Origin of the sequence: Levilactobacillus lanxiensis, assembly GCF_016861655.1 — a bacterium.
GTDB lineage: Bacteria > Bacillota > Bacilli > Lactobacillales > Lactobacillaceae > Levilactobacillus > Levilactobacillus lanxiensis.
This window is the reverse complement of record NZ_BOLN01000002.1, coordinates 169,930-184,993: the sequence shown is the minus strand read 5'-3', so window position 1 is coordinate 184,993 and position 15,064 is coordinate 169,930. Positions and strand designations below refer to the sequence as shown.

15 protein-coding genes are annotated in these 15,064 nt (G+C 53.6%); 7 read left to right on the top strand and 8 right to left on the bottom strand.

The annotated features are described in order from the left end of the window. Positions 1-217 precede the first annotated feature (217 nt). From JUF22_RS02885 to JUF22_RS02875, 3 genes are read right to left on the bottom strand one after another with little or no spacing between them, the layout of a single operon-like run. Positions 218-1,132 carry a sce7725 family protein gene (locus tag JUF22_RS02885; protein WP_203643083.1) on the bottom strand — a complete coding sequence of 305 codons (915 nt, stop codon included), beginning with the start codon at positions 1,130-1,132 and terminating at the stop codon, positions 218-220. Further along, positions 1,129-1,821 carry a hypothetical protein gene (locus tag JUF22_RS02880; RefSeq protein ID WP_203643082.1) on the bottom strand — a complete coding sequence of 231 codons (693 nt, stop codon included), beginning with the start codon at positions 1,819-1,821 and terminating at the stop codon, positions 1,129-1,131. Before JUF22_RS02880 ends, JUF22_RS02885 begins: the two co-directional genes overlap by 4 nt. Continuing rightward, the gene (locus tag JUF22_RS02875) at positions 1,818-4,181 is read right to left on the bottom strand and encodes an ATP-dependent DNA helicase (protein WP_203643081.1); all 2,364 of its coding nucleotides are present in this window, start codon (positions 4,179-4,181) and stop codon (positions 1,818-1,820) included. Before JUF22_RS02875 ends, JUF22_RS02880 begins: the two co-directional genes overlap by 4 nt. Positions 4,182-4,390: 209 nt before the next feature. On the opposite strand from JUF22_RS02875, the gene JUF22_RS02870 reads away from it, so the two are divergent. Both JUF22_RS02870 and JUF22_RS02865 read left to right on the top strand, forming a co-directional pair. Next, the gene (locus JUF22_RS02870) at positions 4,391-4,654 is read left to right on the top strand and encodes an HPr family phosphocarrier protein (protein ID WP_203643080.1); all 264 of its coding nucleotides are present in this window, start codon (positions 4,391-4,393) and stop codon (positions 4,652-4,654) included. A gap of 700 nt (positions 4,655-5,354) precedes the next feature. Continuing rightward, positions 5,355-5,558: a hypothetical protein gene (locus JUF22_RS02865; RefSeq protein ID WP_203637778.1), complete on the top strand. Its 204-nt coding sequence runs from the start codon at positions 5,355-5,357 to the stop codon at positions 5,556-5,558. 61 nt (positions 5,559-5,619) lie between these two features. On the opposite strand, the gene JUF22_RS02860 is transcribed toward JUF22_RS02865, so the two are convergent. After that, positions 5,620-5,970 (bottom strand): hypothetical protein, encoded by a 351-nt coding sequence (locus tag JUF22_RS02860; RefSeq protein WP_203643079.1) that lies wholly within the window; start codon positions 5,968-5,970, stop codon positions 5,620-5,622. 286 nt (positions 5,971-6,256) lie between these two features. On the opposite strand from JUF22_RS02860, the gene JUF22_RS02855 reads away from it, so the two are divergent. The 5 genes from JUF22_RS02855 (at position 6,257) to JUF22_RS02835 (ending at position 10,819) form a co-directional block, all read left to right on the top strand. Continuing rightward, a complete protein-coding gene (locus tag JUF22_RS02855; RefSeq protein ID WP_203643077.1) occupies positions 6,257-7,153 on the top strand; it encodes a phosphate ABC transporter substrate-binding protein PstS family protein in 897 nt (298 codons plus the stop codon). A gap of 180 nt (positions 7,154-7,333) precedes the next feature. Continuing rightward, entirely contained in the window at positions 7,334-8,188 is an 855-nt protein-coding gene (pstC, locus tag JUF22_RS02850) for a phosphate ABC transporter permease subunit PstC (protein ID WP_225893636.1), read from the top strand. After that, complete coding sequence (gene pstA, locus JUF22_RS02845; RefSeq protein WP_203643070.1) at positions 8,178-9,065, top strand: phosphate ABC transporter permease PstA; 888 nt, start codon at positions 8,178-8,180, stop codon at positions 9,063-9,065. The genes pstC and pstA overlap by 11 nt, the downstream gene beginning before the upstream one ends. Before the next feature lie 11 nt (positions 9,066-9,076). Continuing rightward, positions 9,077-9,880: a phosphate ABC transporter ATP-binding protein PstB gene (gene pstB, locus JUF22_RS02840; RefSeq protein WP_203643068.1), complete on the top strand. Its 804-nt coding sequence runs from the start codon at positions 9,077-9,079 to the stop codon at positions 9,878-9,880. Positions 9,881-9,991: 111 nt separating this feature from the next. Then, entirely contained in the window at positions 9,992-10,819 is an 828-nt protein-coding gene (locus JUF22_RS02835; RefSeq protein WP_203643066.1) for a hypothetical protein, read from the top strand. Between the two features lie 149 nt (positions 10,820-10,968). Here JUF22_RS02835 and JUF22_RS02830 read toward each other — a convergent pair whose 3' ends face one another. The 4 genes from JUF22_RS02830 to JUF22_RS02815 are packed head-to-tail and all read right to left on the bottom strand — an operon-like array spanning position 10,969 to position 14,747. Continuing rightward, a complete protein-coding gene (locus JUF22_RS02830) occupies positions 10,969-12,039 on the bottom strand; it encodes an ABC transporter substrate-binding protein (protein WP_203643064.1) in 1,071 nt (356 codons plus the stop codon). Beyond that, positions 12,036-12,839 (bottom strand): ABC transporter permease, encoded by an 804-nt coding sequence (locus JUF22_RS02825; protein WP_203643062.1) that lies wholly within the window; start codon positions 12,837-12,839, stop codon positions 12,036-12,038. Before JUF22_RS02825 ends, JUF22_RS02830 begins: the two co-directional genes overlap by 4 nt. Beyond that, complete coding sequence (locus tag JUF22_RS02820) at positions 12,836-13,651, bottom strand: ABC transporter permease (RefSeq protein ID WP_236000695.1); 816 nt, start codon at positions 13,649-13,651, stop codon at positions 12,836-12,838. Before JUF22_RS02820 ends, JUF22_RS02825 begins: the two co-directional genes overlap by 4 nt. Beyond that, the gene (locus JUF22_RS02815; RefSeq protein ID WP_203643058.1) at positions 13,638-14,747 is read right to left on the bottom strand and encodes an ABC transporter ATP-binding protein; all 1,110 of its coding nucleotides are present in this window, start codon (positions 14,745-14,747) and stop codon (positions 13,638-13,640) included. Before JUF22_RS02815 ends, JUF22_RS02820 begins: the two co-directional genes overlap by 14 nt. Between the last annotated feature and the right edge of the window lie 317 nt (positions 14,748-15,064).

The window sequence follows — 15,064 nt, the reverse complement described above, 5'->3', positions numbered from 1 at the left end:
GATGACTAGTGTGAGTGACCAGAGGCGGATCAACCTGGGCAGCTGTGTCGGTGGTCTTAACTGAGTGAATTTCTCAGTTTAGAGCACGGGGCGACCTGGGAGACTGGTGGCTTTCCAGGCTTTCAGGCGAGGTGTAGGACCGCTTCACAGGCCGGAACCGTTCCCCACAGCAGAACAGGTTGAATCCGCCGCCGGGAACGAAAGACACGTACCAATCTCATTCTGGATAATGCAGTTTGAAGTAAGCGGCCATCGTCTGTAGGTGGTGCTCCAGGCTGAGGCGCTTTACCACGCCCAGTCCCGGAAAATGTTGCGACGTATGGTAGTCCGCCAGAGCCAGGGCTGCCGGCGTTTGGACGTCCGGGTGGTCTGGCAACCAGGCGGCCAGTTTCGCGACTGCTTGGAAAAACTTCTCCTTGGGATGGCGGAAGTCTTCGCGGTCATCGGAAACGAAGCGGTGGATGCGGAGCTGGTCGCCGTGAAAGTAGGTGAGGTGCAGGGTGACGGCGCGAGCTGGATAGCCGTGCTCGCTGTAGTGCGCGCCACCAATCGTGTAGTCACTGACGCCGTGATAGCCGTCGAGGGTGGCGAGCACCCAGTCATCACTGAAGAAGCCGTCGGTGATATCGGCGTAACTGCGCTCGTGTTCCGGCAGCCAGGCATGGTCAAAGAGACTGACGGTGGGCCGGGTGATGAGCTGGCGAATCCGCGCCTCGGGCGGCACTAGCAAATAACTCGGGTCGTTGAGCCAACCAGCATGTTGGGCGGCAACCAGTTCATCGTATTGGCGACCGACCAACAACGTTCGGTGATTTGCGGCTGGTTGGAGGCTAGCGGGGATGACGGTAGGCGTCAGAATGTGGCCGACAATCAATTGCGGATTGTCCGCGTAGGGCCGCCAGTCGTGGAGCTTTTGTTTGGTCAAGGCGTAGTCGCTGACGGTTGGATTGGCAATCACCACTAGTGGTTGGTCGTGTTCGACGAAGGCCGCCACGGTTTGGGGCAGGGCTCGGATGTCCCGGACGGGTTCGATAATCGGAATAATGTTAGGCGGCAGAATGTGTTGTTGGGCAATGTTTTTCAGGGCCAAAAGGTCGTACTGTCGCCCCCGAAAATAAGGAAAATAAATCATGGCCGCTGCTCCTTTAGCTGTTGCTGGAGGTCGTGGCGTTCCAGGTTCAGGGCATCGATTTCACTCTGCAGGGCCGTGACCGCCGTCGATTGGGTGTCCTCGATGAACTGATCATAGAAGTTGGCATCTGGATCGTAGATATCATAATGTTGGTGGCGTTTCTTCAATTCCTGGTAGAGCCGGTCAGTTGAATACTGTTTGAGACCGGTCGCCATCTGCTTGGCCTTGCCGACCTCCCGTGCCTGCGAAGCGATGAATCGGGTCGTCAGCTCCGAGGCAGGCACTTGCAGGTCCTGATGGCGGGGCGGCCGAGCAACGGTCAGGTAGCCCGGGGTGCTGGGCGCTTCGGTCGCGGTCGCCAGCATTTCCGCATCAAAGGGTCGGTAAATCAGGACGCCGATGCGGGGCGGAATCTCGTCTTGAACCGTTTGGTAGAGCTTGAGCGGCAGGACGAAGTAGTTGTAGTGGCCGACGAAGGAGAGTTTGGCCTTCGAGTGAAAATCACTCTTGGTGACCTTCAGCTCGTAGCAGCGCCACTCGATGGATTTATCGGGCATCTCCTGGTAGCTCAGGGTGTCCACAATCCCAGCGTCGTCGGGCATGGTGACCTCTTCGACCGCAAACGCGCCGGCTTCTCGGCAGTACGCGTAGAGTGTCGCTTCCATTTCTAAAGTGAGTTTGGTTTTCATTGGGGCACCTCCTGATGCCAGAAATTTTCAATCGCGGGACTGAGCTGTTCGGGCCGATAAATTCGGTGGAAGTGTTGCCAGTGCCGCGGATACAGGTTGGTGTAGCGGGGGCTGGCGAATCGTTGATCCATCAGTAAAATAATCCCCACGTCCTTCGACCCACGAATCAGACGACCAGCCGCCTGGAACACGTTATTCAGACCGGGCAGCTGGTAGGCGTAGGCAAAGCCACGATGAGAACGCTCGTCAAAGTAGTCGCGCAGCAGATTGGTCTCCGGGTTGAGTCCGGGCAGGCCAACGCTAACAATGCCGACGCCAATCAAGCGGTCGGCTTTCAAGTCGATACCCTCGGAGAAAATGCCACCGAGCAGGGCAAAGCCGACCAGTGTTTCACTGGGGTTGGCCGTGAAGCTGGCGAGGAAGGCCGTCCGGTTGGCCTCGGCCATTTGGGACTCCTGGCAGACGGTTTTGACGTGCGGGTAGGCCAGATGAAAGGCCTGGCTGACGTCAAGTAGATAACTATAGGAAGGCAAAAAAATCAGGTAGTTGCCGGTCTTGCCGTCAATCAAGTTTTTAATCGCCAGTAAGATGTTGGCCAGATTGGCGTTACGCTGTTTGTAGGTCGTTTGAATGTAGGTCGTGACCAGGATTTCTTGGTGCGCGGGTTCAAACGGGGAGTCGAGTTGGTAGGCCAGACTGTCCTGGTCGCCGCCCAACACGTTTTGGTAATAGTCCATGGGCGACAGGGTGGCCGAGAAGAGCACGGCGCCGTGGCCCAGCGCGAGACTGTCGGCGAGAAAGGCGCTGGGGTCCAGGCACAATTCCTTGAGCATGATGTTGCCGTTGTCCAGCTCGAGGCGCATGCGGTAGGTGTCGTCGTAGTACTCGCCGATGCGCTGGTAGCTGATGGCGGCGAAGTAGTAGTCGAGGATGGCCTGGGTGAAGGGCGTCTGTGGCTGGTCAACTAGCCAGTCGTGAATAGCCTCCACCAAGCGGCTGAGGTCGTGGTCGAAGTTTTCCGGCGGCATCAAAAAGGTGCTGTCGGTCTGGCCGTCGTCGATCAATGGTTGGGCGATATCACTAAAAGTGGCACGCAGGTCTTGGAGCCGCCGTCGCAGTTTGGGCGTGGCTTGGGCCAGGTCCCGACTGGTTTCAATCAAGCGGTCCAGCGGCTGACTATTGATTTCCGCCGAGTACATATCGCGGGACCGACTGACCAGGTTGTGGGCTTCGTCGATTAGGAAAAAGTTGTCGGGGTCCTCGGTCGCAAAGAAGCGTTGGAGGTGAACTTGCGGGTCGAAGAGGTAGTTGTAATCGCCGATGATGATATCACAAAAGAGGCTCGCGTCCAGCTGAAATTCAAACGGGTCCAGCGTGTGTTTGCGCGCGTATTCTTCGATGACCGGGCGGGTGAGCTGGTCATTGTGTTGAATGAGGTCCAGCAAGGCCGGCTTTAATCGGTCGTAATAGCCCAGCATATAAGGGTTCTCATCGGGCTGGAGGTCGGCCTCCTCAGGAAACTTGATCTTGTCCTTGGCCGTCAGGGTGATGCTCTTGAGCTTCAGTCCCTGACTGGCCATCAGGTCGACGGCTTCCTCGGCCACCCGCCGCGTGCTCTGCTTGGCGGTCAGGTAGAAGATGCGTTGAATCACGCCCTCGCCAATCGCCTTGATGGTGGGAAAAAGCGTGGAGATGGTCTTTCCGGTCCCAGTTGGGGCCTCGGCGAAAAGGCGTTTGCTGGTGAGAACGGTCTTGTAGACGGCCACGGCGAGCTCGCGTTGGCCCGGCCGGTACTGGCCAAATGGGAAGGTCAGCGCCTGAATAGTGGGGTCTCGCCGCTCGCGCAGGTCCGAGCGAAATTTAAGCCAGGTAATGTATTCCGTGATGACCTTATCAAAGAAGGCTGCGGCCTCTTCACGCGTGATGGTTTGGTCCGTTTGGGTCGTCGTTTCCGTGTTGGTCTGAAAGTAGGTCAGGGTCAACGTGACCTGATCTAAATCAGATTCTTTTTCCATTAAAAGGTAGGCATAAATTTTCACCTGCGCCCAGTAGAGGGTCAGGGTGTTGTCGCTCAGCTGATCAAAGACGGTTTCAGACGTCTTGATTTCCTCGATGCTGGCGGCGTCTTCAGTCAAAGTGACCCCGTCGGCCCGGCCGTGAAGCAGGTAGTCGTCGCCGTTTAGCGTCAATTCTTTGTCGAGGTAGTATTCCTTTTGATAATTTTCACCGCGTTGTTTCTGTAGACGACGGTGGATCTGTGCGCCCAGTAAGGCCGTATTCTGGCTGCCGGAAGTGGCACTGAGGTCGCCGGTACGGAGCGTGAACTCCACTAATTCCCGGACGCCAAGTTTGGTGGTCATGCCGCCATCGCCTCCATTTCTGGCAATATCATACCACACTTTGCCCTGGGTTTGAACGCGTGTTCGGAAAGTCATAGGTCAAAGCGCTATGTGATTTTTCCCAGAGCAGTGGTTGCGAGAAGGGTTCGGTCAGTGACTTTGTGAAAATTGGTAAAAGGTATTGGCAAAGCCGATGTAATCGCTTACAATTAATTCAGAGGTGATTACAGATGAAAACAATCGGATTCCCATTATACCAAGAAATGCCTGCAACTGACGAAAGTGTCGCGCTCCAGAAAATTTGTCAGCGTTACACCGGAACGGCCACGATTCGGGTGCGCAACACGGACCTCAATCCCAAACGAGCCCAGGAGGTCGCGGAGCTTTCGAAGCATGGGGGTGACTTTGTGCAGGTGGTGACGGATGGTCCAGACGAGGCCCAATTAGCCGCCGCCATTCATCAGCAATTAGCCAAAGACAAGTATTGTTATTAAGCTGATCGTTGTCAGCGCCTTACCGGGCGGCGAAAATAACCTGGAACGCTGGGGCGGACGGGCGAAGCCAAAGAGCGGTCTTCGCCCTCGCTTTGAGCCGTAAGAGCACGTCTCAAAGACGCCAATGCCCTAAGCAGCTAAAAGCGCTACTAAGGGCATTCCCACGGCTGAAGTTATTTTCGCCGCCCTCACGGCTTACACGTTGGTTGTGAGAACCAGTTGTGTTGCCAATTGCTCCACGACAGTTGTCAGGTTTGTTCTTGACGGTATCGTTTCTAAGCCTGGTAGCTGACAATGATTGGTATTTAAAATTGAACTTTTTGCCCCATGGCTTATTCCGTAGTCATGGGGTTTGTTTATTAGCAATCGGGGTGGAAGATAGTTAAGAAGACAAACGACAAGGGCCGGCCACAGGCGGTCAAGTTGGGGTTGGGCGAGTGTCAGCCGCAGGGATGGTAAAAATGGGCTCAGCCGTGGGATTTACTGGGCGATTAAGCCCAGTAAATGGCGACTTTGAGACTCGTTCCTTAGAGGCTCAAAGCGAGCTGGAAGACCGTCCTTTGGCTTCCAGCGTCCTGCCCACCGCGTTCCGGCCCAGTTTTTACCATCCCGGAGGCGACAACAAAGACAGGACCAACTTGACGTGGCTGGGGGGATTGGCTAAGCTCGTCTTAAAGACACTAGACAAGGAGGACCTCCCGTGAACGAAGAACAAGTCGAACGGCTCTGCCAGATTGCCCCCAAGTATGGGCTGACTCTTGAACATCAAGGCCTGACCATCACCAAGGTCAATGACCAAGCAACGACACTGGATACGACCGCCTACATGCCCGATCAGTTTGTTGATCTACTGGCCAAAATCATTGCGACTAACATGAAGGCTGACCTCTGGCAGTGGAAGTAAAGCAAAATAAAAACACCTCACGAATTTTTTTCGTGAGGTGTTTTGTGTTTCAGTCAAAATCTTATTCTTCTTCCCAGCGGTCGAATTCGTTGGTGTGACTGCTAAGGTAAGCCATCGCTTCTTTAGCCAAGGCGTCGCTAGCAGCGGTAAAGTCATGACTGGTGTCTTCATCGTCAGCATCGGCTTCGTCGCGGAGAAAACCTGCAGCGAGGTCCAAGTACTTGGTCCGTCGACCGACACCGTTGTCTTTAAATAGGTTGTCTAATTCTGAAAGATCATTCTTTGCGGCAGCTGCTACCTTTTCAGCCAAGTCGGGTTGTTTCCCTAACTTGTTGGCAGCGTAGTCCATCAAAAAGTCGTTCATATCAACGATGATGGCGTGCCGTGCGGCTTTTACATTTTTATTTGCCACTTCTGGTCACCTCTTACCTTTAATTCTAGCCATTCTCTTGATATTACGCAATTAATCACCCGTAATTAGTTGATTAATCGTGTTTGGGGGTTAAGTATCTCAATATAAACGAATTTATAGAGATTTCGGCAACATTTACCGAAAATTTACACGATTGCGACGAAAAACATAAATTCACCACGTAGAATTGGCCTTGTAAGTTAAGGGGAGGCACCACGAAACATTTGCGACTTAGCTTACGTTGTGGTGGTTCTACTATATCTTAAAAAGACATGGAGTGACAGAGATGAATAAGGGAACAAAGTTAGCGATGGGGATTGCAACAATCAGTTTACTATTAGTGGGCTGTGGTAAGGCAACCAGTTCGACTAGCAGCAAGAGCAGCAGTAGTAGTGAAGCACTTTCTGGCAAGGTCACGGCTGTGGGGTCAACCGCCTTACAACCATTGGCTGCCAAGGCCGGCGCCAACTTCCAAGCTAAGAACAGCAAGGTTAACTTGACCGTTCAAGGTGGGGGTTCCGGGACTGGGTTAAGCCAAGTGCAAGCTGGGGCCGTTTCAATTGGGAACTCAGATATCTTCGCTGAAGAAAAAGAAGGTATCAAGGCAGACAAATTGACTGACCACAAGGTTGCCGTTGTTGGGATGGCACCCGTTGTGAACAAGGATGCCGGCATCAAGAACTTAAAGATGGCGCAAGTAAAACAAATCTTTACCGGTAAGATTACCAACTGGAAAGAAGTTGGCGGTAAAGACCAAAAGATCGTCATCATCAACCGTGCGCAAGGTAGTGGGACACGAGCAACCTTTGAAAATGCTGTTCTCAAGGGCGCAACCGCTGTGAAGTCACAAGAACAAGACTCTAACGGTGCCGTTCAAAAGATTGTTGCGACGACGCCTGGTGCCATTAGCTACTTGGCCTTCTCATACTTCACGAACAAGTTACAAGCTGTTTCCATTGACAACGTTACGCCAACGGACAACAACGTTGAAAGTAACAAGTGGAAGATCTGGTCCTACGAACACATGTACACGAAGGGCACGCCTGACAAAGCCGTTGCTGCTTTCCTGAAGTACATGGATTCCAAGACTGTTCAAGACAGTTTGGTTAAAGACATGGGCTACATCAGTATCCATGATATGAAAGTTACTAAGGACGCTAAGGGGACTGTGACCCAGAACTAAGCGCCACGAACAAATTGTCGTAGTCACATGGGTGGAGGTGCGGTCGTAGCACCTTCACTTTTTTTAAGGGGGAGTCAACAGATGGAGCAAACAAATTTTCAACTTAAGAAACAGAAATCGCAGTCCAACGACTGGTCAGCGCGCTTGCATCACGCCACGCGGGCCACACGTGAGGACTGGATGGGTAAGGGTATCAGTTACCTCTGTATTGGGGTCATCATCTTGGTGGTGGCGTCAATGCTCTGGTTCATCACGTCTAAAGGGGTCGCCACGTTTACCCAGAACCACGTCAGCCTGACCAAGTTCTTGTTTGGGACTAACTGGGCGCCTGATCAGGGCCATATTGGGGCCTTACCTATGATTGTCGGGTCGTTCGCAGTGACCTTTGCCGCCGCGATTGTGGCCACACCCTTTGCTGTTGGGACGGCCATCTTCATGACCGAAATCTCACCAAACAAGGGCCGAAAGCTCTTACAACCCGTGATTGAATTACTGGTTGGAATTCCTTCCGTTGTGTACGGGTTCATTGGCCTGGCCGTGGTGGTGCCATTCATGCGCCACGTGGTCGGTGGTTCCGGATTCGGGATTATCTCGGCCACCTTCGTGCTGTTTGTCATGGTTCTGCCAACGATTACGTCCATGACGGTCGATAGCTTACGGGCAGTGCCCCGGCACTTCAAGGAAGCTTCCTTGGCGTTGGGTGCAACGCGTTGGCAAACGGTGTCACGGGTAATCCTGCGTTCAGCGACGCCTGGAATCTTAACGGCCGTGATCTTTGGGATGGCCCGGGCTTTCGGGGAAGCCTTAGCCGTTCAAATGGTTATCGGGAACGCGGCGATTATGCCTAAGAACTTAATTTCACCCGCTTCAACATTGACCAGTCAACTAACCACTGGTATCGGGGATACGATTGATGGGACGCTGCCAAACAACGCCTTATGGTCCTTGGCTTTGATCCTGTTACTGATGTCATTATTCTTCAACGCACTCGTGCGGGTCATTGCTAAGAGGGGGCAACTGAAACATGAACGCTAAACGAACTGATTTTTTGGCGACGGTCGTGATTAATCTAATCGTGGCGACGGTCGTGGGTATCTTGGTCTTCTTACTGGCTTACATCCTGATTTCAGGACTGCCGCACGTGAGCTGGTCATTCCTGACGGGGACGACGGATGCCTTTAGTGGTGCTGGCGGAATTGGTGTTCAGCTGTTTAACTCCTTCTATCTGTTGGTTCTGACCATGTTGATTTCCGTGCCCATTTCCTTGGGTGCCGGGATCTACTTGGCAGAATATGCCAAGGACAACTGGCGGACGAGTTTAATTCGTTCAGCGATTGAAGTCCTGAGCTCACTGCCTTCCGTGGTCGTGGGGCTGTTCGGCTTCTTACTGTTCGTGGTGAAATTTAAAATTGGTTTCTCCGTTATCTCTGGGGCCATCGCGCTGACGTTCTTCAACCTCCCGTTATTAACGCGGAACATTGAAGAATCATTGAGTGCTGTGTCCCGGAGTCAACGGGAAGCGGGCCTGTCATTAGGCTTATCCAAATGGAAAACGGAAATCGGCATTATTTTGCCAGTGGCCTTACCAGGAATCGTGACCGGGATTGTGTTGAGTGCTGGGCGGGTCTTCGGGGAAGCCGCTGCCTTGATTTACACGGCCGGTCAAAGTGCGCCTGTGACCAACTTTGGCGACTGGAATCCCATGGATCCAGCCAGTCCATTGAATCCTTTCCGGCCAGCGGAAACGTTAGCGGTCCACATCTGGAAGGTTAACACGGAAGGCTTAGCCAACAATGCGGCCCAACTGTCCGCGGCAGCCTCAGCTGTGTTGATCATTGCCGTTCTGTTATTCAACTTGGGTGCCCGGTTACTGGGGAACTTCCTGTACCGGCGCGTCACGGCTAGCAAATAGGGGGAGCAACCATGTTAAAACAATATTCATTTGAAGAAACTGCGGTGCAAACCTTTGATGAGAAGACATCGCTAGCCATGAAGACCGAGAACCTGCAAGTCTTCTATGGCGCCAACCATGCCATGCATGACGCCGACCTGGCCTTTCCGAAGAACCAGATCACCGCGTTGATTGGCGCCTCTGGTTCTGGGAAGTCCACGTATCTGCGGTCATTGAATCGCATGAACGATGGGATTGCCACGGTGACCGGGAAAATTTGGTACCACAACGTGGATATCAATGAACCGACCGTAAACATTTACGAGATTCGCCGGCACATCGGGATGGTCTTCCAACGGCCTAACCCCTTTGCCAAGTCGATTCGGGAAAATATTGTGTATGCGTTGCGGGCCAATGGCCTGAAGAATAAGGCAGAATTGGAAGAACGGGTGGAGAAGAGCCTGCGGGGCGCCGCACTCTGGGATGAAGTTAAGGACAGTCTGGATAAGAGTGCCCTGTCCCTCTCCGGTGGGCAACAACAACGGTTATGTATTGCTCGTTCGATTGCCATGGAACCCGACGTGCTCCTGCTCGATGAACCTTGTAGCGCGCTGGATCCTATCTCGACGGTGAAGGTGGAAGAAACGCTGTTGGAATTACAGAAAAAGTATTCCATCATCATCGTGACCCATAACATGCAACAGGCCGCGCGGGTCAGCAGCCAATGTGCCTTTTTCCACCTCGGTCACGTGATGGAGTACACGCCGACCGGGACCATGTTTAGCAATCCGCAAATTCCAGTGACCCAAGATTATATCGCTGGGAGTTTCGGTTAAAGAAGTTCGTGAGTGGGTGCGGAGACGCCCATTCACGAGCTTTTTTTACTGCCGTCTTTTCCCAGGTTGGCGTATAATAAGTGCAAACCTTATTTTGGGAGGATGTTCAAGTTGATTAAAGGTAAATGGATTGTGGCGGGGCTAATCGCTGCTGGCATGTGTGGGGTCGGGACCTTACCGGCGCAGGCCAGTACGCAGTATTTAGGCGTGACCACGCATAAATTTTTAAAGACGCAACGAAAGATTGTGACCAAGAATTCGGTGAAGAAGGGGACCATTACGATTCCTAAGGGCACCGTGGTCCAGATTCAAGCTATCAGTGCTAGCAATGGCAAGACCTGGGTCGGCCTCAACATCAATCAATTGAGCTATAACATTCGCAAGTCTTACAAGCTGTCGCCAACCATGACGGAATCAATTCCGGCGACAACCAAGAATTTCAAACACGTGTCAGTACCAAAGTACCTTGGTTTCTACGCAACCCAGAAGACCTATCCGGACGGGGCTTTGCGGAACTACAAGGCCGATGGCAACCTGTATAAGGGGACCAAATACCCCAAGAACGATACCAAGGCCAAAATGGCGCGGGTCCACGTGACGCCGAATGGCTACCTGGAATACTACAAGAGCAGTCCCTTCAGGGTGGACGGCGTGGATAAAAAGCCCACGACTTCCGTGAAGATCACCAAGACTTCAAAGTCTAAGAGTACGCTGACCCTCTATTCCAAAGGGGCCGTGCCTAAGGCAATCGGGAGCAAGGTCAGCAAGAAGGGCAATTACCGCTACAAGGTAACGATTAAGCGGCTCAACCAGTTCTACGGGACGATGTTCTACAACGCCAAGTCTAAGAACGTCCTGAACTCGGTCGAAATCGCTGCGGGGTACAAGGTGGGCAAGACCCAATACTTCTTAAGCGAATCAACGATTTACCCAGGATAAAATAGTGAATTCTATATAAGCTACATCAAAAAACTACGACTATCTGTAAGCGTACAGATAATCGTAGTTTTTTCGAATCATTAGCAAAGTTAATCTCAGTCAGTAAGTTGTCAGAAGCCGCAGGTGACGATGCCCGCTGACAGGACAACCTAGTGGTGCATCTTAAATTCTAGATAGCGGTCGTTGTAGAGTTCAACCTTAGTTGGCGACAAGTCACGGTAGACCTGCAAGTGGTCGATGGTGGCCTGGGTGGGATAGAACTGGCGGTCATCGCGCACCGACTTGGGCAGGAGTGCCTTGGCCTTGCGGTTTGGAGTGGCGTAGCCAATGTATTCCGCGTTCTGGGCCGCATTTTTCGGCTGACTCATGAAGTTGAGGAAGGCGTAGATGGCGTTGGTATGCTGGGCCGTCTTGGGGATGACCAAGTTGTCGAACCACAGATTACTGCCCTCACTCGGGACGACATAGTGCAGGTGCTGATTGTTGGCCAGCATTTCTGCCGCCTCACCGGACCAGTCGACGGCCAGTGGGGCCTCGTTTTGCGTCATGTACATCTTGATTTCATCCGCTACGATGGCCTTCACGTTGGGCGCCAGCTGATTGAGCTTGTGTTCGGCCGCCAGCAACGTTGCCGGGTCCGTGGTATTCATCGACTTGTGCAGCGTCACGAGGGACATCCCCATGATATCGCGCGCCGAGTCAATCAACATGATCTTGTCGCGGAACTTCGGGGACCACAAGTCTTGCCAGTGCTGGACCTGACTGGCCTTGACGAATTTATCATTGTAAATGATGCCCAGCGTGCCCCAGAAGTAGGGCATGGAGTAGCGATTGCCGCGGTCAAACGGCTGGTTGAGAAACTGTGAATCGTAGTTTTGCCAACCGGTCAGCCGGCTCTGATCCAACGGCTTCAAGAGGTGGGCGCGCTTCATCTTGGCGACCATGTATTCACTCGGCACGGCCAGGTCGTAGTGAGTGCCCCCCTGATTGATCTTGGTGTACATGGCCTCGTTGCTGTCGAAGGTCTCGACGTTCACGTGGTAGCCGGTTTCCTTTTGAAATTTGGTCAGCAGGCTGGGGTCGATGTAGTCGCCCCAATTGTACAGGTTCAGCACCTTGTCGCCCGTGCTCCCACTGGACCGTTCCAGGCGATTGCTGGTATAACCCAGCAGGCCACAAATGGCGAGCAGACCCACGACCATGGTCACTAAACGTTTCATGAGACCACCTCCCGCTTACGGTGCTTGCGTTTCTGGCTGGCCTGTTGAATCCAGTAGTAGCCGCCAACCAGCAACAGAGAAAAGAGGAACATGACGCCGGACAGCGCGTTGATTTCGAGGTTGATGCCTTGGCGAGCCCGTGAGTAAATTTCCACGGACAGCGTCGAGAAGCCGTTGCCGGTGACGAAGAAGGTCACGGCAAAGTCGTCCAGCGAGTAGGTGAGCGCCATGAAGAAGCCGGCGAAGATTCCCGGTGAGATGAAGGGAATGATGACCCGCGATAGTAGCTGGCGGGTCGTGGCGCCGAGGTCTTGGGCGGCGTCCAGCATGGACGTGGACATTTCCCGTAACCGGGGCAGCACCATCAGGACCACGATGGGAATTTCAAAGGCGATGTGGCTCATCAGCACGGAGCCGAAGCCCAGGGGAATCTTGAGCATCGTGAAGAAAATCAGGAAGCTAGCCCCAATGATGACGTCGGGCGAGACCATCAGGACGTTGTTTAGGGTCAGGAGGGATTCGCGGGTCACGCGTTTGGTCGTCCGGTTAATGCTGAGCGCGCCCAGGGTACCGATGAAGGTGGCAATCAGCGAGGACAGCAGGGCCACCAGCAGCGTGTTGGCCACAATGGCCAGCATGCGGGCGTCACTGAACAGTGTTTGGTAGTGGCGCCAGGTGAAGCCGTGGTAGTTGGTCATGGTATCACCCTGGCTGAAGGAGTAGACGATGAGAAACAGGATGGGCGCGTACAAAATAATGAAGACCAGGACTAAGTAGCTGTTGGCTAAATGGCGTTTCATCGGGGCGTCCCTCCCTTCGGCTTCTGGTCGCCGGTCAGGGTCATCACGATGATCATGGCGACGATTAAGACGACGCCAATCGTGGAGCCCATGCCCCAGTTCATGGTCGTCAGGAAGTGTTCCTCAATCGCGGTCCCCAGCGTGATGACCTTGTTGCCGCCAATCAGGCGCGTCAACATGAAGAGGGAGAGCGAGGGGATGAACACGGCCTGAACGCCAGCCTTCACGCCGGGCAGCGTTAACGGGAAAATCACCCGGTGAAAGGTCTGCCAGGCGCTGGCTCCGAGATCCTTACTGGCATTGATAAACGCCGGATTGAGGTCATCGAGGGCGTTAAAAATCGGCAGGATCATAAACGGAATCTGAATGTAGGTCGCCACGAAAATAAAGCTGGCGTTGGTAAACAGAATCTGCTGCGGTCCGATGCCAATGAACGTTAAGAACTGATTGGCGAGGCCGGCCTGACTGAAGATACCGATGAAGGCGTAGGCCTTGAGCAGGATGTTGATCCAGGTCGGCAGAATCACCAGTAGGAGCCAGAACTGGCGGTGTTTTAATTGATGGAGAAAATAGGCCGTGGGGTAACTGATGAGCACCGTGAACAGTGTGATCAAGAAGGCGTACCAGACGGAGTTGAGGGTCATCTTGAGATAGGTGGCCGACTGAAAATAAGTGCCGTAGTTGGCCACCGTGAAGTGGTGACCGAGGTCAAAGAAGGATTGATAAATGATCAAGGCGACCGGGGCAATCACGAAGAGCGCGAGCCACAGGCCGTAGGGGATGAAGTACAGCCACGTTTTACGGTTCGTCATGGGACTCATCCTCCGTTTCGTAGGTCTCGAGGCGCGCGTCGAATTCGGCTTCCTTTTCCCCGAACCGCATGACGTGGAGGTCCTGTGGGCGGAAGGTGATGCCGACACTCTCGCCATCCTCGGCGGGGTTGACGGAGTGAATCAGCCAGTCGTTGCCCAGGCTGTCGGTGGCGGCGATTTCGTAGTAGTCGCCCCGGAACAGCTGGGTGTCGATGGTCACGGTCAACTTGGCATTGGCCGGGTCGGTCAGCGTGAGGTCCTCGGGGCGAATCACGATTTCCACGGCCTCGTTGACCGGGATACCGGCGTCGGCGCATTCAAATTGGTGCCCCCCGAAGGCCACCTGGAAGTCGGCAATCATTTTACCGGGCAAGATATTGCTTTCCCCGATGAAGTCGGCGACAAAATGGTTGATGGGCTCATCATAAATGTCGACGGGGGAGCCGCTCTGCAGGACCTCGCCCTGACTCATGACGAAGATCTCATCACTCATGGCGAGGGCTTCTTCCTGGTCGTGGGTCACGAATAAAAAGGTAATGCCCAGGCGTTGCTGCAGGTCGCGCAGTTCGTATTGCATTTGTCGCCGGAGCTTGGCGTCCAAGGCGGACAGGGGTTCGTCCAGCAACAGGACTTGCGGTTCCATCACAATGGCGCGGGCAATGGCGATTCGCTGTTGTTGGCCACCGGAGAGCGCGCTGATCTCCCGGTCGCCGTAATCGGCCAGCTGAACCAGCTTCAAGGCTTGGGCGACACGTTCGGCAATTTCTGGTTTGGGGCGCTTTTTCAGGGTCAACCCGAAGGCCACGTTTTCCGCCACGGTCATGTGGGGGAAGAGCGCGTAGTCTTGGAAGACCGTGTTGACGTTGCGTTTGTTGGCGGGAACGTCGTTGATGCGGTCGCCCGCAAACAAGACATCGCCGTCAGTGGCATCGGTAAAGCCGGCAATCGTCCGGAGAATCGTGGTTTTACCGCAGCCTGACGGGCCAAGCAGGGTATAGAATTTCCCGGGCTCCAGCGTAAGGTCAATATTCTTTAAAATGGTCGCGTCGCCATAACGCTTGGTGACGTGGTGAAGCGCGATGATAGGTTGAGTCATCAGGCTACCTCCTCAGGATAATAAATTTAGTTGTAAATTGGATTGATTTGGCTGATTGCACTGCGGTTGCCAGGGATTCCGCCAGCAATGCGAAACGGTCACAGCCTGAGGTGCGGTCTGTGACCTCGCCATGAAGCCGCGAGGGGCACGCGTCTTCATGACGTGGGACAGACCGTTTAACAGTGTCGACACGACTGGCTACATCTCTGGCCCCCTTCGGCTAAAATTGATTTTGCTATTTACTAGTGATCTCATTACTTTTCTAACAAGTGTTTAGCAATTTTCTTACCTGTTGCGTGGGCTGATGATTTTCACCG